17 protein-coding genes are annotated in these 24,219 nt (G+C 60.7%); 14 read left to right on the plus strand and 3 right to left on the minus strand.

What is annotated here, in order from left to right; all coding sequences use genetic code 11:
• Nucleotides 1-245: 245 nt before the first annotated feature.
• The 10 genes from NI20_RS0103625 (at nucleotide 246) to NI20_RS0103670 (ending at nucleotide 13,274) form a co-directional block, all read left to right on the plus strand.
• On the plus strand, nucleotides 246-947 hold the full coding sequence (locus NI20_RS0103625) for a RadC family protein (protein ID WP_033120094.1): 702 nt from the start codon (nucleotides 246-248) through the stop codon (nucleotides 945-947).
• Nucleotides 937-2,907, plus strand: coding sequence for an excinuclease ABC subunit UvrB (uvrB, locus tag NI20_RS0103630; RefSeq protein ID WP_033120095.1), 1,971 nt, complete (start codon nucleotides 937-939; stop codon nucleotides 2,905-2,907). Before NI20_RS0103625 ends, uvrB begins: the two co-directional genes overlap by 11 nt.
• 19 nt (nucleotides 2,908-2,926) lie before the next feature.
• Nucleotides 2,927-3,787: a DMT family transporter gene (locus NI20_RS0103635; protein ID WP_033120096.1), complete on the plus strand. Its 861-nt coding sequence runs from the start codon at nucleotides 2,927-2,929 to the stop codon at nucleotides 3,785-3,787.
• Between the two features lie 33 nt (nucleotides 3,788-3,820).
• Entirely contained in the window at nucleotides 3,821-4,312 is a 492-nt protein-coding gene (gene ybaK / locus NI20_RS0103640) for a Cys-tRNA(Pro) deacylase (RefSeq protein WP_033120097.1), read from the plus strand.
• Between the two features lie 72 nt (nucleotides 4,313-4,384).
• Entirely contained in the window at nucleotides 4,385-7,210 is a 2,826-nt protein-coding gene (uvrA, locus tag NI20_RS0103645) for an excinuclease ABC subunit UvrA (protein WP_033120098.1), read from the plus strand.
• A gap of 48 nt (nucleotides 7,211-7,258) precedes the next feature.
• A complete protein-coding gene (locus NI20_RS0103650; protein WP_033120099.1) occupies nucleotides 7,259-7,591 on the plus strand; it encodes a hypothetical protein in 333 nt (110 codons plus the stop codon).
• 9 nt (nucleotides 7,592-7,600) lie between these two features.
• Complete coding sequence (locus NI20_RS0103655) at nucleotides 7,601-9,817, plus strand: ATP-dependent RecD-like DNA helicase (RefSeq protein ID WP_033120100.1); 2,217 nt, start codon at nucleotides 7,601-7,603, stop codon at nucleotides 9,815-9,817.
• Entirely contained in the window at nucleotides 9,814-10,458 is a 645-nt protein-coding gene (locus NI20_RS0103660; protein WP_033120101.1) for a ComF family protein, read from the plus strand. The genes NI20_RS0103655 and NI20_RS0103660 overlap by 4 nt, the downstream gene beginning before the upstream one ends.
• Before the next feature lie 320 nt (nucleotides 10,459-10,778).
• Nucleotides 10,779-11,807 carry a rod shape-determining protein gene (locus tag NI20_RS0103665; protein WP_033120102.1) on the plus strand — a complete coding sequence of 343 codons (1,029 nt, stop codon included), beginning with the start codon at nucleotides 10,779-10,781 and terminating at the stop codon, nucleotides 11,805-11,807.
• Between the two features lie 18 nt (nucleotides 11,808-11,825).
• Entirely contained in the window at nucleotides 11,826-13,274 is a 1,449-nt protein-coding gene (locus tag NI20_RS0103670; RefSeq protein ID WP_033120103.1) for an aminoacyl-histidine dipeptidase, read from the plus strand.
• A gap of 67 nt (nucleotides 13,275-13,341) precedes the next feature.
• Here the strand turns inward: NI20_RS0103670 and NI20_RS0103675 are convergent, their stop codons facing one another.
• Nucleotides 13,342-14,721, minus strand: coding sequence for a S1C family serine protease (locus tag NI20_RS0103675; RefSeq protein ID WP_052084404.1), 1,380 nt, complete (start codon nucleotides 14,719-14,721; stop codon nucleotides 13,342-13,344).
• A gap of 222 nt (nucleotides 14,722-14,943) precedes the next feature.
• On the opposite strand from NI20_RS0103675, the gene NI20_RS0103680 reads away from it, so the two are divergent.
• From NI20_RS0103680 to NI20_RS0103690, 3 genes are read left to right on the plus strand one after another with little or no spacing between them, the layout of a single operon-like run.
• On the plus strand, nucleotides 14,944-16,539 hold the full coding sequence (locus tag NI20_RS0103680) for an NAD(P)/FAD-dependent oxidoreductase (RefSeq protein ID WP_033120104.1): 1,596 nt from the start codon (nucleotides 14,944-14,946) through the stop codon (nucleotides 16,537-16,539).
• The gene (locus NI20_RS0103685) at nucleotides 16,532-17,500 is read left to right on the plus strand and encodes a D-2-hydroxyacid dehydrogenase (protein WP_033120105.1); all 969 of its coding nucleotides are present in this window, start codon (nucleotides 16,532-16,534) and stop codon (nucleotides 17,498-17,500) included. The genes NI20_RS0103680 and NI20_RS0103685 overlap by 8 nt, the downstream gene beginning before the upstream one ends.
• A 56-nt stretch (nucleotides 17,501-17,556) precedes the next feature.
• Nucleotides 17,557-18,399, plus strand: a complete 843-nt coding sequence (locus NI20_RS0103690) for a DUF368 domain-containing protein (RefSeq protein ID WP_033120106.1) — start codon at nucleotides 17,557-17,559, stop codon at nucleotides 18,397-18,399.
• Between the two features lie 34 nt (nucleotides 18,400-18,433).
• Here NI20_RS0103690 and NI20_RS0103695 read toward each other — a convergent pair whose 3' ends face one another.
• Nucleotides 18,434-19,531 (minus strand): GGDEF domain-containing protein, encoded by a 1,098-nt coding sequence (locus NI20_RS0103695; protein WP_033120107.1) that lies wholly within the window; start codon nucleotides 19,529-19,531, stop codon nucleotides 18,434-18,436.
• Between the two features lie 97 nt (nucleotides 19,532-19,628).
• Nucleotides 19,629-20,081 carry an HAD hydrolase-like protein gene (locus tag NI20_RS14030; RefSeq protein WP_052084405.1) on the minus strand — a complete coding sequence of 151 codons (453 nt, stop codon included), beginning with the start codon at nucleotides 20,079-20,081 and terminating at the stop codon, nucleotides 19,629-19,631.
• A gap of 325 nt (nucleotides 20,082-20,406) precedes the next feature.
• Between NI20_RS14030 and NI20_RS0103705 the strand changes: the two genes are divergently transcribed.
• On the plus strand, nucleotides 20,407-24,159 hold the full coding sequence (locus NI20_RS0103705) for a M14 family metallopeptidase (RefSeq protein WP_033120108.1): 3,753 nt from the start codon (nucleotides 20,407-20,409) through the stop codon (nucleotides 24,157-24,159).
• Nucleotides 24,160-24,219: the final 60 nt, after the last annotated feature.

The raw sequence follows: 24,219 nt of genomic DNA on the forward strand, positions 1-24,219 counted from the left end.
TTGGTCGTTAGGGGGTGCAGGGGGCGAAATCGAAACGCCCCCTGCCTTTCTCTTGGGGGATTCAAAGGGGGAGGTTCTCTTTTGAAAGAGAACCTCCCCCTTTGTCTGCGCATCTCCCCGCGGGAGATAAAATTCAAAAAACACTTGTACGATTTTTCTCTCCGTGATAAAATACAATATTAAGACAAAAATAGGAGAAGACTGCCGCGTTTTGCGGCAAAAACGCCCCGGAAAGGAGAGCACACATGCCGGTACACGAAGGACATCGCTCGCGCAAAAAAGAGCAGTTCCGCGCCCACGGGCTCGATGCGTTCGCCGACCACGAGGTGCTCGAGCTTCTCCTTTACTACGCCGTGCCGCGGCAGGATACGAACCCTATCGCGCACCGGCTGATGGAAAAATTCGGTTCGCTCGACGCGGTGTTTGCCGCCGATCGCGCGGCGCTTGAGGAGGTCGAGGGCATCGGCGAGAACGCCTCGACGCTCATCTCTCTCATGTTCCCGCTGATGCGCCGCATCCGCGCGTCCTCCGGCGCGCACGAGACGATACTCAGCGATACCGAGCAGGCGGGCGCGTACTTTTTAGACCTCTTTTTCGGCGAGCGGGAGGAAAAGCTCTACGAGGCGTGCCTTGACGCCAAGGGCCGGCTCCTCGCTTGCCATTTGGTCGCCGAGGGCGACACTGAGAGCGTCCAGCTCAATATGCGCAGAATTGTGGAAAATGCGCTCAAGTGCGGCGCGAGCAGCGTGCTTCTTTCCCACAACCACCCGAGCGGCGTGGCGCTCCCCTCCCCCGCGGACAACGCGACGACGCTGTCGGTCTTCGACGCGCTGCGTACCGTGGGCGTTGAGCTCGCCGACCACATCATCGTCGCGGACGACGACTTTGTCTCCCTGCGGCACAACGGACTTCTGCCCGAAAGAAAGGGAAACGGATATGGAATTTAAGCTGCACGCGCCCTTCAAGCCCACGGGCGACCAGCCTGAGGCCATCGAAAAGCTGGCGCAGGGCGTGAAGATGGGCCTCGACGAGCAGGTCTTGCTCGGCGTCACGGGCTCGGGCAAGACGTTCACGATGGCGAGCGTCATCGAAAAGGTCCAGCGGCCGACGCTCGTGCTGGCGCACAACAAGACCCTCGCCGCGCAGCTGTGCGCGGAATTCAAAGAGTTTTTTCCCGAAAACGCGGTGGAATACTTCGTTTCGTACTACGACTATTACCAGCCCGAGGCCTATATCCCCCACACCGACACCTATATCGCCAAGGACGCCTCGACGAACGAGGAGATCGACCGCCTGCGGCTATCGGCCACCTGCGCGCTGCTCGAGCGGCGCGACGTGATCGTCGTCTCGTCCGTCTCGTGCATTTACGGCCTCGGCGAGCCGGAGGACTTTGAAAAGCTGATGATCTCGCTCCGCCCGGGCATGACGATGGAGCGCGACTTCCTATTAAAGCGGCTCATCGAAATTCGCTACGAGCGCAACGACGTCGCATTTGAGCGCAACCGCTTCCGCGTGCGCGGCGACACGGTGGAGCTCTACCCTGCGTACTACCGCGACAAGGCCGTGCGCGTCGAGTTCTTCGGCGACGAAATTGACCGGATCAGCGAATTCAACCCCGTCAACGGTCAGGTGACGCGCACGCTCCAGCACATCGCCATCTATCCCGCGTCGCACTATGTCACGACGAAGGACAAGCTCGAGCGCGCCATTGTTGAGATCGACAAGGAGCTTGACGAGCGCGAGGCGCAGTTTTTGGCTGAGGGCAAGGCCGTCGAGGCCCAGCGCATCCGCCAGCGCACGCGCTATGATATCGAGATGCTGCGCGAGCTGGGCTACTGCACGGGCATCGAGAACTATTCCCGCGTCATCAGCGGGCGGCCCGTCGGCTCGCCGCCGCTGACGCTCATCGACTACTTCCCCAAGGATTTCCTGCTTTTTGTGGATGAATCGCACGTCACGCTGCCGCAGGTGCGCGCGATGTACAACGGCGACCGCGCGCGCAAAGAGAGCCTTGTCGAGTACGGCTTCCGCTTGCCCTGCGCGTTTGACAACCGCCCGCTCAAATTCGAGGAATTTGAGCAGCGCGTCCACCAGCGCATCTACGTTTCGGCCACGCCCGGCGACTATGAAAAGGACCGCGCGGGCCAGATCGTCGAGCAGGTCATCCGCCCGACGGGCTTACTCGACCCGAAGGTCGAGGTGCGCCCTGTCGAAAACCAGATCGATGATCTCGTCGGCGAGATCAACGCCCGCGCGGCGCGCAATGAGCGCGTGCTCGTCACCACGCTGACGAAAAAGATGGCCGAGGACCTGACGCAGTATCTGACCGGCGTCGGCATCCGCGTGCGCTACATGCACGCGGACGTCGAGACCATCGAGCGCATGGAGCTCATCCGCGGCCTGCGCCTCGGCGAGTTCGACGTGCTCGTCGGCATCAACCTCCTGCGCGAGGGCCTTGACATCCCCGAGGTCTCGATGGTTGCGATTCTGGACGCGGATAAGGAAGGCTTCCTCCGCAGCGAAACGAGCCTCATCCAGACCATCGGCCGCGCCGCGCGAAACGCCGACGGCCTTGTCGTGCTCTACGCCGACACCGTCACCCCCTCGATGCGCCGCGCCATGGACGAGACTGAGCGCCGCCGCAAAATTCAGGACGACTACAACAAGGCGCACGGCATCATTCCGCAGACCATCCGAAAGGACGTGCGCGAGATCATCGAAATTTCGAAGAAGGACGAGGAATCCGCCCGCCGCCGCGGCAAGCGCAAGATCTCCGAGCGCGAGCGGGACGAGGAGATCAGAAAGCTCGAAAAGCAGATGCAGGAGGCAAGCAAAATGCTCGAATTCGAGTACGCCGCCATCCTGCGCGACCGTATCATCGAGCTGCGCAAGGAAAATACGAAATAACAAGAAAGAGACAAAGCCTGTGAAAAAATACGCTTCCTATGCCTGCATTTTAGCGGCCGCCGCCTGCTGGGGCTGCATCGGCCTATTCAACCGCCCGCTGCTCAATGCCGGCATCGCGCCGGAAAACCTTGTCGTCATCCGTAATCTGGGCGGTCTTGCGGTGCTCGCGCTCTTCTTCCTCTGCACCGACCGCAGCGTCTTTAAGATGCGAGCAAAGCACCTGCCGATCTTTGCTGCGACAGGCATCATCAGCGTCGTTCTGTTTACGCTCTGCTACTTCAACGCGCAGAAGCTTTGTTCCATCTCAGTCAGCGCGATTTTGCTCTACACCGCGCCCGCGATGGTGGTTCCGATGAGCGCGCTCGTCTTCAAAGAGAAGATCACGGGCAAAAAGCTCCTTGCCCTCGCGCTGGCGCTGCTCGGCTGCGCGCTCGTGACGGACATTTTTACGGGCGGACTGTCGCTGACGACGAAGGGGCTTCTCTTCGGCCTCGGCGCGGCATTTTTCTACGCGCTCTATTCGATTTTCGCGCCCTTCGGCCTGCGGCACTACAGCCCGCTCGCCGTCGTATTCTGGACGTTCGTGTTCGCCGCGCTCGGCGCGCTGTTCGTCGCCGACTGGGGCAACCTTATGACGGTTCTGAGCGTGCCGCAAAACGCCCTCCTCGCTGCGGGGCTGGTGCTGCTCTCCACCGTCGCGCCCTACATCCTCTACACCAAGGGCCTTGCCAACGTCGAGAGCGGCAAGGCCAGCATCATGGCGAGCATCGAGCCGGTCGTCGGCACGCTCGTCGGCACCCTCGTCTTCGGCGAGCCCATCAGCGCGGGTGTGTTCTTAGGCCTTGCCTGCATTTTGGCTTGTGTTTACATTCTGCGGTGATTTTATCCCCGTTTTCCACATAGGAGGTCCCTTATGGCAAAGAATAAAGAAGAAAAAACCAACGTCATGCGCGTTTTGGAGCAGAAGAAAATCGCCTACACCGCGCACACCTACCCGCATGAGGAGGGCGTCGCGGTCGACGGCGTCACGGTGGCGAAGTCCATGGGCTTTGACCCCGCCATCGTCTTCAAGACCCTTGTTGCGCGCGGCGCGAGCAAACAGTATTACGTCTTCGACGTGCCGGTCGCGGAGAATCTTGACCTCAAAAAGGCCGCGAAGGCTGTGGGCGAAAAGTCCATCGAAATGATCCACCAGAAAGAGCTGCTGCCGCTCACGGGCTACGTCCACGGCGGCTGCTCGCCCGTCGGGATGAAGAAACTCTTCCCCACGGTGTTCCATGAAACCGCGGAAAACCTTGAAACAATGATCGTCTCGGCGGGCAAGATCGGCTATCAGGTCGAGCTTGCGCCGCACGATCTCGCCGCGCTCGTGCGCGCAAAATTTGCGGATATCATTGTTGAATGAGGTTGACATAAAAAATTCAGAAGAGTACGCTGGTCTCGCAGCTGCGAATCCAGCAACAGGAGTTATCGATTCATGCCAAGTAATATTTTTGTCAAAGGCGCAAGAGAAAATAATCTCAAGAACATCGACGTTGAGATCCCACGCGACGCGCTGACCGTCATCACGGGCCTGTCCGGCAGCGGAAAGTCGTCGCTCGCGTTCGACACCATCTATGCCGAGGGCCAGCGCCGCTATGTGGAGAGCCTGTCGTCCTACGCCCGTATGTTCCTTGGGCAGAAGGAAAAGCCCGACGTCGACTATATCGAAGGCCTCTCCCCCGCCATTTCCATCGACCAGAAGACCACCTCGCAGAACCCCCGCTCCACCGTCGGCACGGTGACGGAGGTGTACGACTATCTGCGCCTGCTCTGGGCGCGCGTCGGCACGCCGCACTGTCCGAACTGCGGCAAGGAGATCCGCCAGCAGTCCATCGACCAGATCATCGACCAGCTCATGGCGCTGGGCGAGGGGACGCGCGTGCAGATCATGGCGCCGGTCATCCGCGGCAAAAAGGGCGAGCATGTAAAAATTTTCGAGGACGCGCGCCGCTCGGGCTATGTCCGCGTCCGCGCCGACGGGAACATGTATGACCTCAGCGAGGAAATTTCCCTCGAAAAGAACAAAAAGCACAATATCGAGGTCGTCGTCGACCGCCTCATCCTCCGCCCCGACGTCGTCCACCGCCTGACGGACTCGTGCGAGACCGCGGCGGCGCTTTCGGGCGGTCTCATTCTCGCAAATATCCTGCCAGATGACCGCGATATCCTCTTTTCGCAGAACTACGCGTGCGAGGACTGCGGCATCTCCATCGAAGAGCTGACGCCGCGCATGTTCTCGTTTAACAACCCGTTCGGCGCGTGCCCGACGTGCACAGGCCTCGGCACGCAGCTCAAGGTCGACCCCGAGCTCGTCATCCCGAATAAGAGCGTTTCCCTGCTCGACGGCGCGATCTGCGCTTCGGGCTGGAACAACGTGCGCGGCGACGGCATCTCGCGCATGTACTTTGAAGCGCTGTCGAAAAAGTATCATTTCTCGCTCCGCGACCCTGTGGAAAAGCTCTCCAAAGAGGTCATGGACGTCATTCTCTACGGCACAAAGGGCGAAAAGCTGGAGCTCCAGTATGACCAGCCGCGCGGCAAGGGAGTTTTGTATCAGGCGTTCGAGGGCGTTATCCCCAACCTGGAGCGCCGCTACAAGGAGACGCAGAGCGACGGCGTGCGCGAGGAGTTAGAGTCCTGCATGAGCGAGTGTCCCTGCCCCGCCTGCGGCGGCAAGAGACTGCGCCGCGAATCTCTCGCGGTCACGGTCGGGGACCTTAGCATCAGCGACTACTGCGAAAAATCCGTCGTCGACGCGCTCGACTTTGTGGATAAGCTGACGCTGACCGAGCAGCAAATGCGCATCGGCGAACGCATTTTAAAGGAGATCAAAAACCGCCTCGGCTTCCTGCGCTCGGTAGGTTTGGAATACCTGACGCTCTCGCGCGCGAGCGCGACGCTCTCCGGCGGCGAGGCGCAGCGTATCCGTCTCGCGACGCAGATCGGCTCAAGCCTGATGGGCGTGCTCTATATCCTCGACGAGCCGTCCATCGGATTGCACCAGCGCGACAACGACAAGCTGCTCGCCACCTTGAAACGTTTGCGCGACCTCGGCAACACGCTCATCGTCGTCGAGCACGATGAGGACACGATGCGCGCGGCGGACTACCTCATCGACATCGGCCCCGGCGCGGGCGCGCACGGCGGCCAGGTCGTGGCCTGCGGCACGCCGGCAGAGGTCATGGCAAACCCGAATTCCCTGACCGGCCAGTATTTGAGCGGAAAGAAAAAGATCGAAGTGCCGAAAGAGCGCCGAAAAGGCAACGGCAATTTCCTCACCGTGCGCGGCGCGCAGGAAAATAACCTCAAAAATCTCGACGTCTCGATCCCGCTCGGCACGTTCACGTGCGTCACGGGCGTGTCCGGCAGCGGCAAATCGTCGCTCGTCAACGAGATCATCTATAAAAAGCTCGGCGCGGACTTAAACCGCATGAAGGTCCACCCCGGCCGCTGTAAGGCTATCGAGGGCGAGGAATTCCTCGACAAGGTCATCTGCATCGACCAGAGCCCCATCGGCCGCACGCCGCGCTCCAACCCCGCAACGTATACGAATTTATTTAACGACATCCGCGACCTCTTCGCCTCGACCCCGGACGCGAAGGCGCGCGGCTATGCCGCGGGCCGCTTCAGCTTCAATGTCCGCGGCGGCCGGTGCGAGGCCTGCTCGGGCGACGGTCAGCTCAAGATCGAGATGCACTTCCTGCCCGATATCTACGTGCCCTGCGAGGTCTGCAAGGGCAAGCGCTACAACCGCGAAACGCTCGAGGTTCACTACAAGGGCAAGAGCATCGCGGACGTGCTGGAAATGACCGTGGAGGAGGCGCTTGAATTCTTCCGCGACCTTCCAAAGCTCGAAGCGAAGCTCCGCACGCTCAGCGAGGTCGGCCTCGGCTATATCCGCCTCGGCCAGTCGTCTACGACGCTCTCCGGCGGCGAAGCCCAGCGCGTCAAGCTCGCGACCGAGCTTTCTAAGCGCTCCACGGGGCGCACCATCTATATCCTCGACGAGCCGACCACGGGTCTCCACACGGACGATGTGAAAAAGCTCCTTGAGGTTTTGCAGCGCCTTGTCGACGCGGGCAACACCGTGCTCGTCATTGAGCACAATCTGGACGTCATCAAGTGCGCGGATTATCTGTTCGACCTCGGCCCCGAGGGCGGCAGCGGCGGCGGTACGCTCGTCACCTGCGGCACGCCCGAGGCGGTCGCCGCGTGCGAGCAGTCCTATACGGGCCAGTATCTCAGAAAAATGCTGCGTTAAGATTCACCCATCGCCCGTCCGCGCCGTAGAATGGCGCGAGGTGATGATATGCGGCTTTTACAGGACGGCGTTGTCGCGGCGCTCGCTGCCATCGGCTTAACGGCGGTGATCTTTCTGCTCGTTTCGGCCATCGTGCACCCGCGGCGGCGCGGCACCATCCCCGCCACGGCGGTCATCGAGACGTGCGGCGAGGCAAAGACGCTCGAATACACGGTGCGCGCGCTGCTGAGGTCGCGCTATGAAGAGGGCGGCTTTTCGCGCGTCGTCATCGTGGACTGCGGCCTTGCCGACGAGCCGCGCCGCGTGGCGGAGCTCTTGTGCCGCAGCGAATACGAGGTCTACCTCTGCCAAAGGGAAGAACTGACCGATTTTTTCACTTAGGAGACAGTTATGGGAGAAGAAACGACCATCATGGGCACGGTTCTGTCCGTCGTTTTCCAGAATGAGGAAAACGGCTATGCCGTGCTGCGCCTTGTGACGGACGACGGCGAGCTTTTAACGCTCGTTGGCTGCGTCCCCTGCGCGGCGCCGGGCGAAAACCTGACGGCGACCGGCTCGTTTTCCTCCCACCCGCAGTACGGCGAGCAGTTTTCCGCGAGCGAGGTCGAGCGGTACCTGCCGTCGAACGAGACGGAGATTTTAAACTACCTCGCTTCCGGCGTCGTGCGCGGCGTCGGCCCTGCGACGGCGGAAAAGCTCGTCGCCAGATTTGGCATCGAGACGCTGCAGGTGCTCGAATCCGAGCCGGAAAAGCTCACGGCCATCAAGGGCATGACCGCCCGCCGCGCGCAGGAGATCTCCGCCGCGTTCAACGAGCAGATGGGCCTTCGCCGCGTGATGGAATTTCTGGCGCATTACGATCTGCCCGCCGCACTCAGCGTGCCGCTCTACCGCCGCTTCGGCGCAAACGCCATGGCCGCGCTCGAGCGCAACCCGTACTTACTGTCCGACAGCGCGTTCGGCGTGGATTTTTCCGTCTGTGACGAGATCGCGCTCTCGATGGGCTTTGGCGGCGACGCGTCGCTCCGCACCGAGGCGGGACTTCTCTTCGAGCTCTCCCACAACCGCGACGCGGGCGGACACGTCTTCCTCCCGCGCGAAAAGCTCCTCGCCGCGACGGCCCAGCTTTTGGACTGCGACATTGACGCCGCGGAAAAGAGCCTCGACGATCTCATCGCCATCCACCGCATCGTGCAGGAGGGTGTCGCGAACGTGACAGCCTGCTATTTGCGTCAGTCGTGGGAGGATGAGACCTACGTTGTCACGCGCATCGAGGCGATGCTCGCGGACAAGCCCGACGCCCTGCGCGGCGTCGAGCGCGTCATCAAAGAAATCGAGCGCGAGCAGGGCGTGCAGTATGCGCCGCTTCAGCGTCAGGCTGTCGAGCTCGCGGCAAAGGAAGAATTGCTGCTGCTGACCGGCGGTCCCGGCACGGGCAAGACGACGAGCGTGCGCGCCATCGTCGCGCTCTTCGAGCGCATGGGATTGAACGTTCTGCTTGCCGCCCCCACGGGCCGCGCCGCCAAGCGCATGGGCGAGCTCTGCGACCGCGACGCGCAGACCATCCACCGCATGCTCGGCATGACCTTCAACGACCAGACCGGTGAGGTGACGTTCACCAAAGGCGAAAAGGAACCGCTCGAGGCCGACGCGCTCATTGTGGACGAGACCTCGATGGTCGACCTCTCGCTCATGCGCGCGCTGCTCGCGGCGCTGCGCCCGGGCTGCCGCCTTGTTCTGGTCGGCGACCCCGACCAGCTGCCGAGCGTCGGCGCGGGGAACGTATTTTCCGACCTCATCCGCAGCGGGCGCATCGCGACTGTCGCCCTGCGCGACATTTTCCGTCAGGCCGAGCAGTCGATGATCGTGCGCAACGCGCACCTCGTCAACACCGGCATGCCGCCCAAGCTCAAAAACGCGGCGGCGAACGACTTTTTCTTCCTTCCCCGCCGCGACAGCGTGCGATTGGTCGAAACCGTGGTCGAGCTGTGCAAAACAAGGCTGCCCGACAAAATGGGCATCCCCGCGGACGAATTGCAGGTCCTCACCCCGACGCGCCGCGGCGACGCGGGCACGCGCTCACTCAATTTCGCCCTGCAAGCCGCGCTAAACCCGCCGAAGCCCGGCAAACAGGAGCGCCGCTTCGGCGAACTCGTCTTCCGCGAGGGCGACCGCGTCATGCAGACGCGCAACGACTACGACGTCGTCTGGCAGAAAGAGGACGGCACCGCCGGCACGGGCATCTTCAACGGCGATGTCGGTAAGATCGCAAAGATCGACCCGAGCGGAGAACTTTTGGAGATCGTCTTCGACGACCGCACCGCGACCTACACGTCCGACATGCTCGCAGAGCTCGACATGGCCTACGCCATGACCGTACATAAGGCGCAGGGCAGCGAATACCGCGGCGTCGTGTTCGTCGGCGCGCCGTGTGCGCCGTCGCTGATGGTGCGCGGCGTGCTCTATACCGCCATCACCCGCGCGCGAGAGCTGCTCGTCATCGTCGGCGACGACAGCGCCGTGAACAAAATGGCGGAAAACGACCGCCGCAGCCGCCGCTACAGCGGCCTCAAGTGGCGGCTCAGGAAGGGTGGGGAGGAAAAATGAGCTTTTTGGAATCGCTCGCGTCCTTACTTTTTCCACCGCGCTGCGCGTTCTGTGGAAAACCCGGCGTTCACGGCGTGTGTTCTGAGTGCGAAAAGGCGCTCCCCTACTGCAAAACGCCGCTCCATGAGAGAGCGGAGATCGGCGCGTGCCTTGCCCCGCTCAAGTACGAGGGCATAGTGCGCGAAGCGCTGCTGAACTACAAATTCCACGGCAGTCAAAGCCGCTGCACGGGCTTTGGCGACATTCTGGCGCAGGCCGCCGCCGAGCATTTCGGCGGAGAGTTCGATTTGGTGACCTACGTCCCCGTGTCGAAAAAGCGCAAACAAGAGCGCGGCTACGACCAGTCGTATCTGCTCGCGCGCGAGACCTGCCGCCACTGGAGCGTCGCGCCGGAAACGCTGCTGCAAAAGACGAAGGACAACGTCGCGCAGTCGTCGCTTTCGTCCCGTGAGGAGCGGCAGAAAAACGTCGTCGGCGCGTATACCGCCGTCAATGAGGATAAGATCAAAGGCAAGCGCATCCTGCTCATCGACGACATCCTTACCACCGGCGCCACACTGCGCGAAGCCGCGAGAGTTTTACGGGAAGCTGGCGCGGAAAGAGTCATTTGCGCCACCCTCGCCGCGGCGGACGAAGACTAAAGTCTTCAAAAAAGAGGCGACGCCTCTTTTTTGAGAAAGTTTCGCTGCGCTTCGTGCCTCACAGGTTCGACACGCGCTCCGCGCAAAGTGTTTTTACCCACGTACACGCCGCGGGTAAAAACGATTCAAATGTTTCGCGTCTGCGGACGCGAAAATCAGCGGCGCAGAGGTATGTTTTTCCTTATTTTCCCCTGATACCGTACGGAAAATCGCGCACAATGCTATTGCAAACTCAATTTCGAGCCGTTATAATAAAAACATCATGGGAAAGTATGAGCATCGCTCATTTTAGTTTTCAGAAAAATAAGAGGTAACACGCTATGTTTTCTTTTACCAAAGACATCGGTATGGATCTTGGCACCGCGTCGGTGCTGATCTACATTAAGGATAAAGGCATCGTGCTCAACGAGCCCTCGGTCGTGGCGCTCGACAAGAACACCGGCAAGCTCTTAAAGGTCGGCGCGGATGCGCAGGCCATGCTGGGCCGCACGCCGGGCAACATCATCGCCATCCGTCCCCTGCGCGAGGGCGTGATCTCCGACTACGAGGTCACCGAGCGCATGATCAAGGAATTTCTGCACAAGGTCATGGGCTTCCAGCTCTTCAAGCCGCGCATCATCATCTGCGTTCCCTCCGGCATCACCGAGGTCGAGGAGCGCGCGGTCATCGACGCGGGCATTCAGGCCGGCGCGCGCCGCGTCTACCTCATTGAAGAGCCTGTCGCCGCCGCCATCGGTGCGGGCATCGACATCACCCAGCCCGAGGGCCACATGATCATCGACATCGGCGGCGGTACGTCCGATATCGCGGTCATCTCGCTCTCCGGCGTCGTCGAGTCGTCCTCCATCAAGATCGCGGGCGACCAGTTCAACGAGGCCGTCGTCAAGTATATGCGCCGCAAGCACAACCTGCTCGTCGGCGAGCGCACGGCCGAGCAGATGAAGATGCAGATCGGCTGCGTCTTCCCGCCGGAAGAGGAAATGACCATGGAGGTCAAGGGCAGAAGCCTTATCACAGGACTTCCCGAGCTCATCTCCGTCTCGTCTGCGGAAATGCTCGAGGCCTTTGAAGAGCCCGTCGAGCGCATCATGGAGGAGGTCCACCTCGTGCTTGAAAAGACCCCGCCCGAGCTCGTGGCCGATATCTCGAACAACGGCATCGTCATGACCGGCGGCGGCAGCTTAGTCCGCGGCTTTGATAAGCTCGTCACCGCCCGCACCGGCATCCACGCCATGGTGGCCGAGAACGCCATCCAGTGCGTGGCCGAGGGCACGGGTAAGAGCCTCGACAGCATTCAGGACATGCAGGACGGCACGATGAACCTGAGCCGCCGCAAGCAGATCAACTAATCGCTATGGGAGGGTATCATGGCTGCATTATCCGGAATCAAACCTGAAAAGGTATTCTACTATTTTGAACAGCTCTGCTCCGTTCCCCACGGCAGCGGAAATACGAAGAGAATCAGCGACCTGTGCGTCGGCTTTGCGAAGGAATTGGGCCTTAAATACCGTCAGGAGGCGTGCAACAACGTCATTATCTGGAAGAACGGCTCTTGCGGCTATGAAAACGCCGCGCCCATTATCTTGCAAGGCCATATCGACATGGTCTGCGCCAAGACCGAGGACTGCACCAAGGACATGACGCGCGACGGGCTCGACGTCCGTACCGACGGCGAATGGGTCTGGGCAGACAAGACGTCGCTTGGCGGCGACAACGGCATCGCCGTTGCGATGATCCTCGCGATTTTATCCGACGAAACGCTCCCCCATCCCCCCATCGAGGCGGTCTTCACCGTCGACGAGGAGGTCGGTATGGACGGCGCGTTCGCGCTGGACTGCTCGGACTTGAAGGGCAAAAAGCTTTTGAACCTCGACTCTGAGGAAGAGGGCGTTTTCACCGTGTCCTGCGCAGGCGGCGTGCGCCTTGACTGCGCGCTTGAACTCAAGCAGGAGAGCGCGGACGGCATGACCGGCTACCGCGTGACGATCTCGGGTCTCAAGGGCGGCCACTCCGGCATGAACATCAATCAGGGCCGCGGCAACGCCAACTGCCTGATGGCGCGCACGCTGTATAGCGCGATGGAGCACTGCCCCTCGCTGCGCGTGAGTGATCTCACGGGCGGACAGTTTGACAACGTCATCTGCCTGAGAAACGACGCGCTCGTCGCGCTCTCCGCGTCCGACGCGCCCGCATTCGAGGCGTTCATCAAGGAATTCGATGCAACGCTCAAAAATGAGTACGCCGTTACCGACGGCGGCATTTCCCTCGTGTGCGAAAAGGCTGACGTTCCGGTCGCATTCTCCGCAGCGGACACGTCGAGACTGCTGCATGTGCTCCTTGCCCTGCCGCAGGGCGTGCAGGAGATGAGCGCCGACTTCCCCGGTCTTGTGCAGACTTCTCTCAACCTCGGCGTGATGCGCACGGACGAGCACGGCGTGAAGTGCTCCTTCTCCGTCCGCTCCTGCATCGCCTCGCAGAAGGATATGCTCATCCAGCGCGTGAAGGCCATCGTCGAATTCGGTGGCGGCACCGTGGGCGAGCGCAGCAACTATCCCGGCTGGCAGTACGACCGCGATTCTGCCCTCCGCAAGGAGATCGAAGCGGTCTACCGCGACCTCACCGGCCGCGACGGGAAGATCGAAGCCACCCACGGCGGCCTTGAGTGCGGACTCTTCATCGAAAAGATCCCCGGCCTTGACGCGCTGTCCATGGGACCGGAGCTGCACGATGTGCACTCCGTGAACGAGCGGCTGAACGTCGCCTCCACCGCGCGCGTCTATGAGCTCGTGTGCGAGGTGCTCAAGCGCAGCAAATAAAACCGCGAACAAAGAAAAAAGGCGGAACTTCTAAAAGAGGTTCCGCCTTTTTGCTGCTTTGCGGCATTTAGCCGCCGTAGCCGAAGAAATTATTGAAGAAATCCCAGGGATTGGAGTAGTAGCCGTTGCCGCCATTGCCGTACCCGCCGTTACCATTGTAGCTGTTGTCGGTGCTCTGGTCGGAGGAACTCGTCTCCGTCGTCTCGGGGGCCGCGTCGAAGGTGAGCTGGACCTCCATCGTCTGGCCGCCGCGGTACACGGTCAGCGTCACGGTGTCGCCCGCGCTGTAGCTCTTCTTGGCCGCGACGAGGTCTTCATAGGATGCAATATCCTTGTCGTCCATCTTCGTGATGACATCGCCCAGCTTGAGCCCCGCCTTGGCGGCGGCGCTGTCCGGGTCAACGGAGCAGACGAACACGCCCTCCGTCACGTCGTAGCGGTACTGCTGCGCCATCTGCGCGGTCATCGTCTGCGGGGTGATGCCCATGTAGGCCTTGTTGGTCACATAGCCGTTGGTCATGATGTCCTTGACGAGAGAGACCACGTCGTTGATGGGAATGGCAAAGCCGATGCCCTCCACGGTGGTGTTCGAGTAGCTCGAATACTTGGCCGACACGATGCCGATGACCTCGCCGTAGCTATTGAAGAGCGGGCCGCCGGAGTTGCCGGGGTTGATGGAGCAGTCGACCTGGATCATGTTGAACGGCGTGCCGTCCACATTGATGGCGCGGTTGACGCAGGAGACGATGCCCTCGCTCATCGAGAACGTCAGTTCGCCGAGCGGGTTGCCGACAGCGGCGACGGATTCGCCGATGGCGACCTTGCTCGAATCGCCCAGTACCACGGGCGTCGCGCCCGTCACGTCGATCTTGATGACGGCGATATCGTAATCCTCATCGCTGCCGATGACGGTCGCGTCATACGTTTCGCCGTTGTAGAGCGTCACCTTCACGGTGCTCGCACCGGAGATGACGTGGTGGTTCGTCAGGATGTAGCCGTCCTGCGTGATGAAAAAGCCCGTGCCGCTCGCGGCGGTCTGCACGGTCTGGCCGAAATAGTTGGTCGAGGTGGCGGAGACGTTGATCGAAACGACGCTGTTGACGTTTGAGGCGTAGACCTCCGACATCGACATCTGCGTCTTGCCGTCGACCTTGACGGTCTGCACCTGCGCGACCTCGCGGTCGCTGACCTGAACGCTCGTCTTGTTCACCTTGGTCGTCGCGCCGCTCACGCCTGCGCCAATAAAGCCGCCGACGAGCGCGCACACCAGCGCCAGCGCCACGATCTTGCCGGAAAGACCGCTGCCGCCCTTTTTCTTCGGGCTGCCGCCGGGATTCTTATCCCACGGGTCCTCGGCGTAGTTCTTCGTGTCGATCGGGGCGTTGGGGTTCTGCTCGTCGCCCTTGCGATAGCTGTAATGATACAGGTTGTTTTCGTCTTCGTACATAATGATGACCTCCTATGGAATGAGCCCCTTGTTTGCGGCCTCTTGACTTTCGATGGTGCTATCATAGGGCATATTTATGTATATTTCTTGAACGCTATTTGACGATTTCTTAAATTCCCGATGACTTTTTTAAGAATCTGTGATAATCGCGCGATTCCCCTTGCGCTTTCCTTTCCGTCATAATAAAATGAAACGAGACTTGAGAAAAAGGAGGTGGCGCACATGCTTCGCATCGACAATCTGAAGCTCCCCGTGGGGGTAAAGGAAGACAAGCTGCGCGCGGCCTGCGCGCACGCGCTGCGCGTGAGCGAGGAGGCGCTTGTTTCCGTTCATCTCCTGCGCCGCTCCATCGACGCGCGCGAGGGCGTGAAGCTCGTCTGCTCCTGCGCGGTCGAGGTCAAAAACGAATCCGGCGTTTTACGGCGCTGCAAGAATAAGAATGTGCAGCCCTACGCGCCGAAGAAATATACGCCGCCCGCGCCTGTTTCCGCGCCGGAGGGCTCCCCTGTCGTTATCGGCGCGGGGCCTGCGGGCCTTTTCTGCGCGCTGCTGCTGGCCCGCTGCGGCGCAAGACCCATTTTATTAGAGCGCGGGCGCGCGGTCGATCAGCGAAAGCGCGATGTCGAGCACTTCTGGCGCACGGGCGAGCTTGATCTGACCTCGAACGTGCAATTTGGCGAAGGCGGCGCGGGCGCGTTTTCCGACGGCAAGCTCAACACCGGCACAAAGGACCTGCGCCACGGCTATATTTTAGAGGAGTTTGTCCGCTTCGGCGCGAGCGAGGATATTTTAGTCGACGCCAAGCCCCATGTCGGCACCGACAAATTATATGTGGTGCTGCAAAATCTCCGCCGCGAGATCATCGACCGCGGCGGCGAGGTGAGGTTTTCCCACAAGGTTGTGGATATCGAGCAGAACAGCGGAAGCGTCACGGCGCTGCGCGTGAGCGCCCCCGAGGGGGAGTACACGCTGCCCACAAAGCACGTCGTGCTCGCGCCCGGCCACAGCGCGCGCGATACGTTCGAAATGCTGCAAAAGCGCGGCGTACCGATGGAGCCCAAGCCCTTTGCCGTCGGCGTGCGCATCGAGCACCGCCAGCGCGACATGGACTTAGCGCAATATAAGGAGGCGGCGGGCCGCTACGGCCTCCCACCCACGTCGTACAAGCTCTCCTGCCACACGGAAAAGGGACGCGGCGTGTTCTCGTTCTGCGTCTGCCCCGGCGGCGAGGTCGTCGCCGCCGCGTCGGAGGAAAAGCGCGTCGTGACAAACGGCATGAGCGAATTTGCGCGCGACGGCGAGAATATCAACGGCGGACTGCTCGTCTCTGTCACACCGGATGATTTCCCGTCCGGCGATACCCTCGCGGGCGTCGCATTCCAGCGGGAGCTGGAGGGCGCGGCCTATCACCTTGGCGGTGGAAATTACGCCGCCCCCGCCCAGCGGGTCGAAGATTTCCTCGCCCACCGTCCGTCAACGGGTGCGGGAAAGGTCGTCCCGACCTATCTTCCCTCCGTCCGCTGGTGCGACCTGCACGACTGTCTCCCGCCCTTTGTGTGCGAGGCGCTCGAAGAGGGGATCCCGATGCTGGGGAAAAAGCTCAAGGGCTTCGATTCTCCCGACGCCGTCCTGACGGCGGTGGAGACGCGCTCTTCGTCGCCTGTGCGCATCGTGCGCGACAGCTTGAGTTTTCAATCCGCCCTGCGCGGTCTATATCCCTGCGGCGAGGGCGCGGGCTACGCCGGCGGCATCATGAGTGCTGCGGCCGACGGCCTGCGCGTCGCAGAAATGATTTTGGAGGAATTGAACCATGAATGAAAAAATCGGCATCATCATCGACTTCCTGACTCCGGCATACGAAAAGACGCTGCGCGACACCGCCGCGCGCTGCGGCTACGACATCGTCTTCTTCCCCTCGTCCAAGGCGGCGGAGGGCAATGTGGACGACTGCACGATCCTCTACGGCCATCCGTCCCAGCGCGTTATCGCGGGCGCACGCAATCTCAAGTGGTACGCGAGCTGCTGGGCGGGCGTGGACCACTTCTGCCGCGACGACCTGTATCAGAATCCCGACTGCCTGCTGACGAACGCCTCGGGCGCTTACGGCACGACGATCGCCGAGCATTCCGTCATGGTCTCGCTGATGCTGCTGCGCCGCCAGATGGAGTACACCGAGATCATCCGCGAGGGCGACTGGCGCGTGCTCCCGGGCGGCATTCACTCGCTCCACGGCGCGCGCGTCACGTGCCTCGGCACGGGCGACATCGGCACGGAATTTGCCCGCCGCGTGCGCGCGTTCCATCCCGCGAGCCTGACCGGCGTCAGCCGCAGCGGCCGCGCGAACGCGGACTTTGACGCCGTTCATCCCGTCACGGAGCTCGATCAGCTCCTGCCCGAGACTGACCTTCTCTTCATGTCTCTCCCCTCGGTGAGCGACACGGTGAACATTCTGAATGCCGAGCGCATGGCGCTGCTCCCGAAGGGCGCTTATGTCGTCAACGTCGGCCGCGGCACGGCCATCGATCAGGACGCGCTGATCAAAGCGCTGGATTCCGACCACCTCGCCGGTGCGGCGCTCGATGTCGTCGTGCCCGAACCGCTGCCTGCGGATCATCCGCTGCGTAAGGCCAAGAACCTCCTGCTCACGCCGCACGTCGCGGGCAACATGACGCTCGGCTACACCTGCGAGCGCAACGTGCAGCTCTTCTGCGAAAATCTGGAAAATTACGCCGCGGGCCGCCCGATGCACCACCTCGTCGACCGCAGAAAGGGCTATTAAACCGCGTCGCGTTCCGCCGCTTTTCCGGTGGGCGCAGCACATAAAAAGGCAGCAATATGAAAAATTCCCGCATCAAAAACGGTATCCTGCGCATTGTGCAGGGTATCATCATCGGCGCGGGCGCGATTTTGCCGGGCATCTCCGGCGGCGTGCTCGCAGTCGTATTCGGCATCTACCGCCCCGCGATGGAGCTGCTCACGCACCCCAGGCGCGCGCTTCAACGCTACTGGCGGATGCTGCTCGCCGTCGGCATCGGCTGGGCGATCGGCTTTTTGGGCGGCGGCAGCGTGATCCTTGCGCTGTTTCACCAGTCGGAAACCGTCGCCACGTGCCTCTTCATCGGGCTCATCCTCGGCACGCTGCCCGACCTCTGGCACGAGGCGGGTACGCAGGGGCGCGGCAACGGTTCGTACATCTCGCTGATCGTCAGCTTCCTCGCCCTGTTCGGCGCGCTGATGGCCGTCAAGTTCAGTTCATTTGCCGAGATGCCCGCAAACTTCTGGGGCTTTCTCTTCTGCGGCGTGCTGTGGGGCTTCAGCTTCATCATCCCGGGGATGACGTCGTCATCCATCCTGATGGCGGTCGGCCTTCTCACGCCGCTGATCGACGGCATTGCGCAGCTTGATTTCACCGTGCTCGTCCCATGGGGGCTTGGCATGGTCGGCGTGATGGCGCTGTTTGCCCGCATTGTGAGCAGGCTTTTCGACACGCACTACTCCATCGCTTATCACGCCGTCATCGGCATCGTGCTGGCCTCCACGCTCATCATCATTCCGACGGACTTTGCCTCGACAGCGGAGATGGTCTGGGGCGTCGCGTGCGCCATCCTCGGCGTGGTGCTCGCGTATTTTGGCAGCAAGCTCCAGCCGCAGGAAGACGCGGAGATCGAGGCGAAATAAAAGCAGATACAAAAAGCTGACGGTCAAAAGATCGTCAGCTTTTTACGGTATCATCATTTGTGAGCGCTTCGCTTTTGAGCTTGCGCTTGTAGTGGTACATCATCCGGTCGGCGCGTTTGATCGCATCCTCTACGCTGCCGAGCACCGGATTGAAGCACGCATAGCCGACCGACACGTGCGGCAGGTGCTCGTTTTTCACTCGCCGTGCCGTCAGCTCGCGCAGGAATTCCGAAAGATACTTTTCCGCCGCCGTGTCGGAGATTTGCGCGATGACGCAGAATTCGTCGCCGCCGATGCGGTAGCAGTAGCCGACCTTGGAGAACACGGCGTAGATCGTGCTGCCGACCTCGGCAAGCACCGCGTCGCCCACGCCATGGCCGAAGGTGTCGTTGACGGACTTGAACTCGTCCACGTCGAAATAGTAGATGACTGCGTGCCCGCGCAACGAGGCGAGACGGCTCTCATAGCTGCTGCGGTTCAGAAGATGAGTCAGCATGTCGATTTTCTGCGTGAGCTCGGAATACAGGATGTAAACCATCAGAACATCGACCGCTGAGCACGCCCACATGATGCGCACTCCGGCACCATACTGGAGGAACAGCCCACAGAAGAAAAAGACCGGCAGGATGATAACGAGCGCCCGATACAGGCCATAATGGTGCGAACTCTCGCTCAGCAGCTGACCAATGAACAGCAGAACGCCGCTGGCATAGGCCAGCACGTAGACCCAGTAAAACGTTTCGTGATGATAAACGTTTTGTGCGTCGACCGAGAAGATGAAGCCGAAGAAAGCCGACAGCACCTCGAGCCCCGCGTGGACGCCGATGAGGGTATAAATGAGCTTTTTATGCTTGAGCGGCGTTATCAGGTCGCTGCAAAGCACCGTGATGATCGGCGCTGTGGACAGCTCAATGGTCTTAACGAGGATGTGCAGCGTCCGCAGCGACGGATCGGCTCCGTTCATCCAAACGCCGAACCATTCCGATACCATGCATGCGATCACCAGTACGGAGATCGTGTAAACCGTCTGCTTTTTGTCATGCTCCATCAGATCATTGCCGCTCACGAGCATGTCCATGATAATCATAATAAAGACCGAAAGGAAGATGGTAGCCGAGTAGAAATCCGACATGGCGCGAACCTTCCTTTCTGATAGTTATATTCTTACTATATCACAGTTGAGAAAAACTGCAACTAAAAAACGTCGAATCCTGTCGCTTTTCCAAAATTCACACAGAATCTTCCAACAATTCGCTGTACTGCGCAAGGCTCTGCGTGGCGAGTTGCTGCATCGTCGACCAGTCCGCCGCGCCCGCACTTCCCTGCACCGCCACGGTGCGAAAACCCGCGTCCTTCGCGTTTTGGATCGCCGCAAGCGAGCCGGAAAAGACGATCGTATCGTCCTTTTGCGAGTGCAGGCGCTTCATCGCGCGCTCGAACATCGTGCCGCTGTTCGCCTTGCAGAGCGCGACGGATTCTGTCAGCACGAAGCGGAAATAAGAGTGAAGCCCCGCCTTTTCGAGCGCTTTTTGCGCGTCCTCCGCGCTGAGCGCCGTCACCGCGCCGAGCCACACGCCCTCCATCTTAAAAAGTGAAAGCGCCTTGTCGAGTCCCTCGTGCGCCGCGCCGTCGGGGGTGAAGAGGGTATCGTCCAGTGTAAAGATTGCGCTTTGCAGCCGCATATTCGGTTCCTCCTGCGTTTGAATGATGATTGCCTCTTATTATAATGCGCCCCGCCGTCATTTGCAATCGCGGCGAAGAAGAATATCCTATGCAGCACGGTTCTGTATAAATTTGCGAATACATTCACAAAAGGATCTGAAAGACGGGGGCTTGACGCACTGCTTTGTGAAAAATAATGAACAAAAATACAGATTCAACGCTGAAATTTGGCATGATTAGGTATGAATATTCTCTTGACTATGTATTTTTATTGAGTTACACTAAACTCATCAACTTTCCGCCGCTGTGTGTGGCGGCATAAGACCACTCTGGAGGACGAAAACCATGAAACATTATCCAAACTCTGTCAGCAAAGCGCTCGCGCTGCTGATGGCCCTGGTAATGACGCTCTCGCTCGCGGTCACGTCCGCGTTTGCCGTCAGCTACCAGGACATGAACCCCAAGGACGATGCGCTGCTGGGAACGAAATTCCCGGTCGACGCGACCATCACCCTTGTCACCGATGAAAACGGCAAGGACGTGTCCCTCTCCATCCCCGTGTCGGGCATGACGAAGGATGCGCTCGCCGCGGCCGTCAGCGCCGGTACCGTCTCGCTCTCGCTCGAGCGCGACGATTCCCGCCCCTACGTCAACGAGGAGCTGTTCCCCTACGCTTACGCGGGCGGGGATCTTGACAGCTGGATGACCGAGGGCAAGGACGAGCACCAGTTCACAGACATCAAGCTGACGGCGAATGAGAAAAACGGCAAGGCCGTGCTCGATGTGAGCTTCCACGTGAATAACTACTTCTACTCCACCAACCGCAGAACCGGCGAGACGACACCCGATTACAGCGTGCCCCATGTGAACGGCGGCTACTACATCGACCTGTGCGGTTACTTCGACCTGACGGCCCAAAATAGCGGCAAGGCGATCGGCTCCGCACCTGTCAAGGTTGCGCCGTATGAAAACTTCAACACCATGTGGGAGATCTACAAGGAGCTCGATACGATCGTGGCAAACGGCACGAAAAACGGTCTCTACGTGGAAGAATTTTCCATGGGCCAGTCCACCGCGGGCCGTGATATGCCCTACCTGATCGTCGCCGACTCCAAGGCGAGCGTGAGCAAGTGGCTCGCGCTGACCGAGCAGGCCGAAACAGACCCGGACGCCGTGCTCGCGCAGATCAAGTCCGGCAAGCTCGACGAGATCCGCGTTCCTGTGATGTACTCCAACATCCACTCCAACGAGGTCGCCGCCACCGACGGCGTGCTCGACTTTGCCAAGATGATCACGAGCGAAAAGACCATCGACTACAAGACGCTCACGGGCTTCACCGCCGCGGGCGAAAAAGAGTTCAAGGAAGAGATGGGCCCTGTGGGCGCGGAGGGCAGCGTCGCCATCCCCGACCTCGTCAAGGATAAGGCCAGCTACTTAGGTTACCTGACGGTCGATAACAACGGCAAGTCCGGCAAGGTCGGCCTTGAAGAGTATTACACCGTCGAAAATAAGAGCGTGAACGTCAAGGACGAGCTTTTGTCCGACGTGTTCTTCATCCTCGTCCCCGAGGAGAACGTCGACGGCCGTACTTACCTGACGAGACATTCCACCAATGGCTATGACCTCAACCGCGACAACTCCTTCCAGACCACGAGCGAGACGGCCAACATGCAGCAGCTCATCGGCACGTTCAACCCCATGTCGCTTGCTGAGTTCCACGGCCGCGTGCAGGCCTTCCAGTGCGAGCCCTGCGATCCCCCGCACGAGCCGAACTTTGAGTACGACCTGCTCGCCGAGCACCTCATCACCGGCGGCGAGGCGCTGGGCATCGCGGCGGTCGCCAACAACGACGGCTACAACAGCTATGTCATCCCCCAGCGCGATTACCTGAGCTACACCGGCAACGGCACCGAGACCTACTGGGAAGACCCGTGGGACGATATGTCCACGAGCTACACTCCCCAGTTTGCCATGCTGCAGGGCACCGTTGCCTACACCGTTGAGCTGCCCGCCTACAACGACGATACCGCTCAGGCGGCGCAGTATGGTATCCTCGGCAACGCCGCCTATGTGGCTGCCGAAAAGCTTTCCTACCTTGCATCTCAGGTCACGATCTTCCAGCGCGGCGTGAAGAATCTAAACTCCGACGCGTATGAGCTCGTCGGCCAGTGGTTGTGCGACCAGAACGACGTCGAGGGCGCGGAGATGGACGTCTTCCGTCCCGAGTACAACGGCACGGGCCAGAACGGCAACTTCTATCCCGAGTGCTACATCATCCCGCTTGACGGCGAAAATCAGACCAACCTCCAGGCCGCGGCCGACATGATGGAGTGGCTCACGAGAAACGACGTCAAGGTCAACGTGACTGAAAAGGAATTCACCTATGACGGCGTTACCTACCCCGCCGGTACGATGATCGTCTCGATGTATCAGGCCAAGCGTTCTGTCGCCAACGGCGTGCTGTATGACGGCACGCTCATCAACGGCTGGACCGTCCTCTACTCCGAGGGCATCACCTCCTTCAATGAAACGCGCGGCTTCGACATGGTCACCGTGGCCGAGCCCGCCGCCTACAAGAGCATCTCTGCCGTTTGCGGCAGCCCCATGGATCACGATGACGCCCTCGCTTACACCAAGGCGCTGACCTCCTACTTCACCGGCGACAAGAACAAGGACGTCATCCTCTCCAACGCCTCTGAAGACTCCACCGCCGCCGTCAACGAGCTTCTCAAGGCCGGCAAGACCGTCGGCATGGTCACGAGCGGCGACCACATGGGCGATTTCATCTGCTCCTACGCCGACTATCAGACCGTCGCGGGCAAGTATCTGCTCTCTGCCGCGGGCGTCGACAAGACGAGCGTGAAGGCGAAGATCATCACCAAGTCCCCGACCGTCTACGTCCCCGGCACGCCTGCTGAAAGCGAGAAGGGATTTGTCTACACGCCGCAGATCAGCCAGAGCGCCGGCTGGAACTATGATACCGCCGCGATGAACCTCATGGGCTTCACCACGACCTCCGACGTGACCAAGGCGGACGCCGCCGCAGGTGCGACGAAGCTCGACGCCGCCGCAAAGACCGCCGTGAAAAACGGCCTGCCGTACATCGGTTACAGCTATTCCGCAGCGTCCTCCGCCTCTGACCTCATCGCCGGCGTGGAATACACCGAGCTGGACGGCGCGATGGACTGCCTGACTCCCGTTGTCTATCCCAACAAGACCCTTGTGAACGCGAGCTACATTGCTGACGGCGACGATATCCTCTACGCCTACGGCCTCGGCTACTTCTCCAAGGTCCCCGCCTCCGCGACGGTCCTCGTCAAGAGCGATAAGACCAAGACGCCCACCGAGGGCTTCATCCCCACGAACACTGCCGAGCGCGCCGCGGGCTTCAAGGCCTACCTAAACGGCGGCGTGCAGGGCTTTGCCTACAAGGAAAACGGCATGAACGTTGTCCTCTTTGCAAACTCCCTGACCAACAAGGTCCACCAGAGAGACGAGTACGCGTACCTCAGCAACTTCCTCTTCTCCTCTGTCCTGAGCGACAAGAACTATGACGGCTCCGCGTCGCTTCCCTTTACCGATGTCGCCGACGACGCCTACTATGCCGACGCCGTTGTCTGGGCCGTTGCGAAGAACATCACCTCCGGCGCGACCGCCACGACCTTTGCGCCGAACGCGGGCTGCACGCGCGGCCAGATGGTCACCTTCCTGTGGAGAGCCAACGGCAGCCCCGAGCCGAAGTCCATGACCACGTCCTTCACCGACGTGAAGAGCGGCGCGTATTACGAAAAGGCCGTTGCGTGGGCGGTGGAAAACAACGTGACCACCGGCACGATCAGCACGACCTTCTCCCCGGATGCCTCCGTCACGCGCGCACAGGCCGTCACCTTCCAGTGGAGAGCGAACGCCAGCCCGGCTGCGGCCAGCGCGAGCAACTTCACCGACGTCGCCGCGAGCGCCTACTACGCCTCCGCCGTCAACTGGGCGGTCGAGAACAATGTGACCACCGGCACGAGCACGACCACGTTCTCCCCGAACGCCGACTGCACGCGCGCCCAGATCGTCACCTTCCTCTACCGTGCAGCGAGTGCCAAGTAAGCAACCACTATCTGATGAAAAAAGAGGGAACGGTTTTTCCGTTCCCCCTTTTTGTTTTTT

Source organism: Oscillibacter sp. ER4, assembly GCF_000765235.1.
GTDB lineage: Bacteria > Bacillota > Clostridia > Oscillospirales > Oscillospiraceae > Hominicoprocola > Hominicoprocola fusiformis.

Bases quoted from the DNA above. Each gene is read 5' to 3' on its own strand.
- uvrB (WP_033120095.1), top strand. From the start codon at position 937: ATGGAATTTAAGCTGCACGCGCCCTTCAAGCCCACGGGCGACCAGCCT.
- NI20_RS0103705 (WP_033120108.1), top strand. From the start codon at position 20,407: ATGAAACATTATCCAAACTCTGTCAGCAAAGCGCTCGCGCTGCTGATG.
- NI20_RS0103685 (WP_033120105.1), top strand. From the start codon at position 16,532: ATGAATGAAAAAATCGGCATCATCATCGACTTCCTGACTCCGGCATAC.
- NI20_RS0103660 (WP_033120101.1), top strand. From the start codon at position 9,814: ATGAGCTTTTTGGAATCGCTCGCGTCCTTACTTTTTCCACCGCGCTGC.
- NI20_RS0103650 (WP_033120099.1), top strand. From the start codon at position 7,259: ATGCGGCTTTTACAGGACGGCGTTGTCGCGGCGCTCGCTGCCATCGGC.
- NI20_RS0103665 (WP_033120102.1), top strand. From the start codon at position 10,779: ATGTTTTCTTTTACCAAAGACATCGGTATGGATCTTGGCACCGCGTCG.
- NI20_RS0103655 (WP_033120100.1), top strand. From the start codon at position 7,601: ATGGGAGAAGAAACGACCATCATGGGCACGGTTCTGTCCGTCGTTTTC.
- NI20_RS0103625 (WP_033120094.1), top strand. From the start codon at position 246: ATGCCGGTACACGAAGGACATCGCTCGCGCAAAAAAGAGCAGTTCCGC.
- ybaK (WP_033120097.1), top strand. From the start codon at position 3,821: ATGGCAAAGAATAAAGAAGAAAAAACCAACGTCATGCGCGTTTTGGAG.
- NI20_RS0103670 (WP_033120103.1), top strand. From the start codon at position 11,826: ATGGCTGCATTATCCGGAATCAAACCTGAAAAGGTATTCTACTATTTT.
- NI20_RS0103675 (WP_052084404.1), bottom strand. From the start codon at position 14,721: ATGTACGAAGACGAAAACAACCTGTATCATTACAGCTATCGCAAGGGC.
- NI20_RS0103690 (WP_033120106.1), top strand. From the start codon at position 17,557: ATGAAAAATTCCCGCATCAAAAACGGTATCCTGCGCATTGTGCAGGGT.
- uvrA (WP_033120098.1), top strand. From the start codon at position 4,385: ATGCCAAGTAATATTTTTGTCAAAGGCGCAAGAGAAAATAATCTCAAG.
- NI20_RS0103680 (WP_033120104.1), top strand. From the start codon at position 14,944: ATGCTTCGCATCGACAATCTGAAGCTCCCCGTGGGGGTAAAGGAAGAC.
- NI20_RS0103695 (WP_033120107.1), bottom strand. From the start codon at position 19,531: ATGTCGGATTTCTACTCGGCTACCATCTTCCTTTCGGTCTTTATTATG.
- NI20_RS14030 (WP_052084405.1), bottom strand. From the start codon at position 20,081: ATGCGGCTGCAAAGCGCAATCTTTACACTGGACGATACCCTCTTCACC.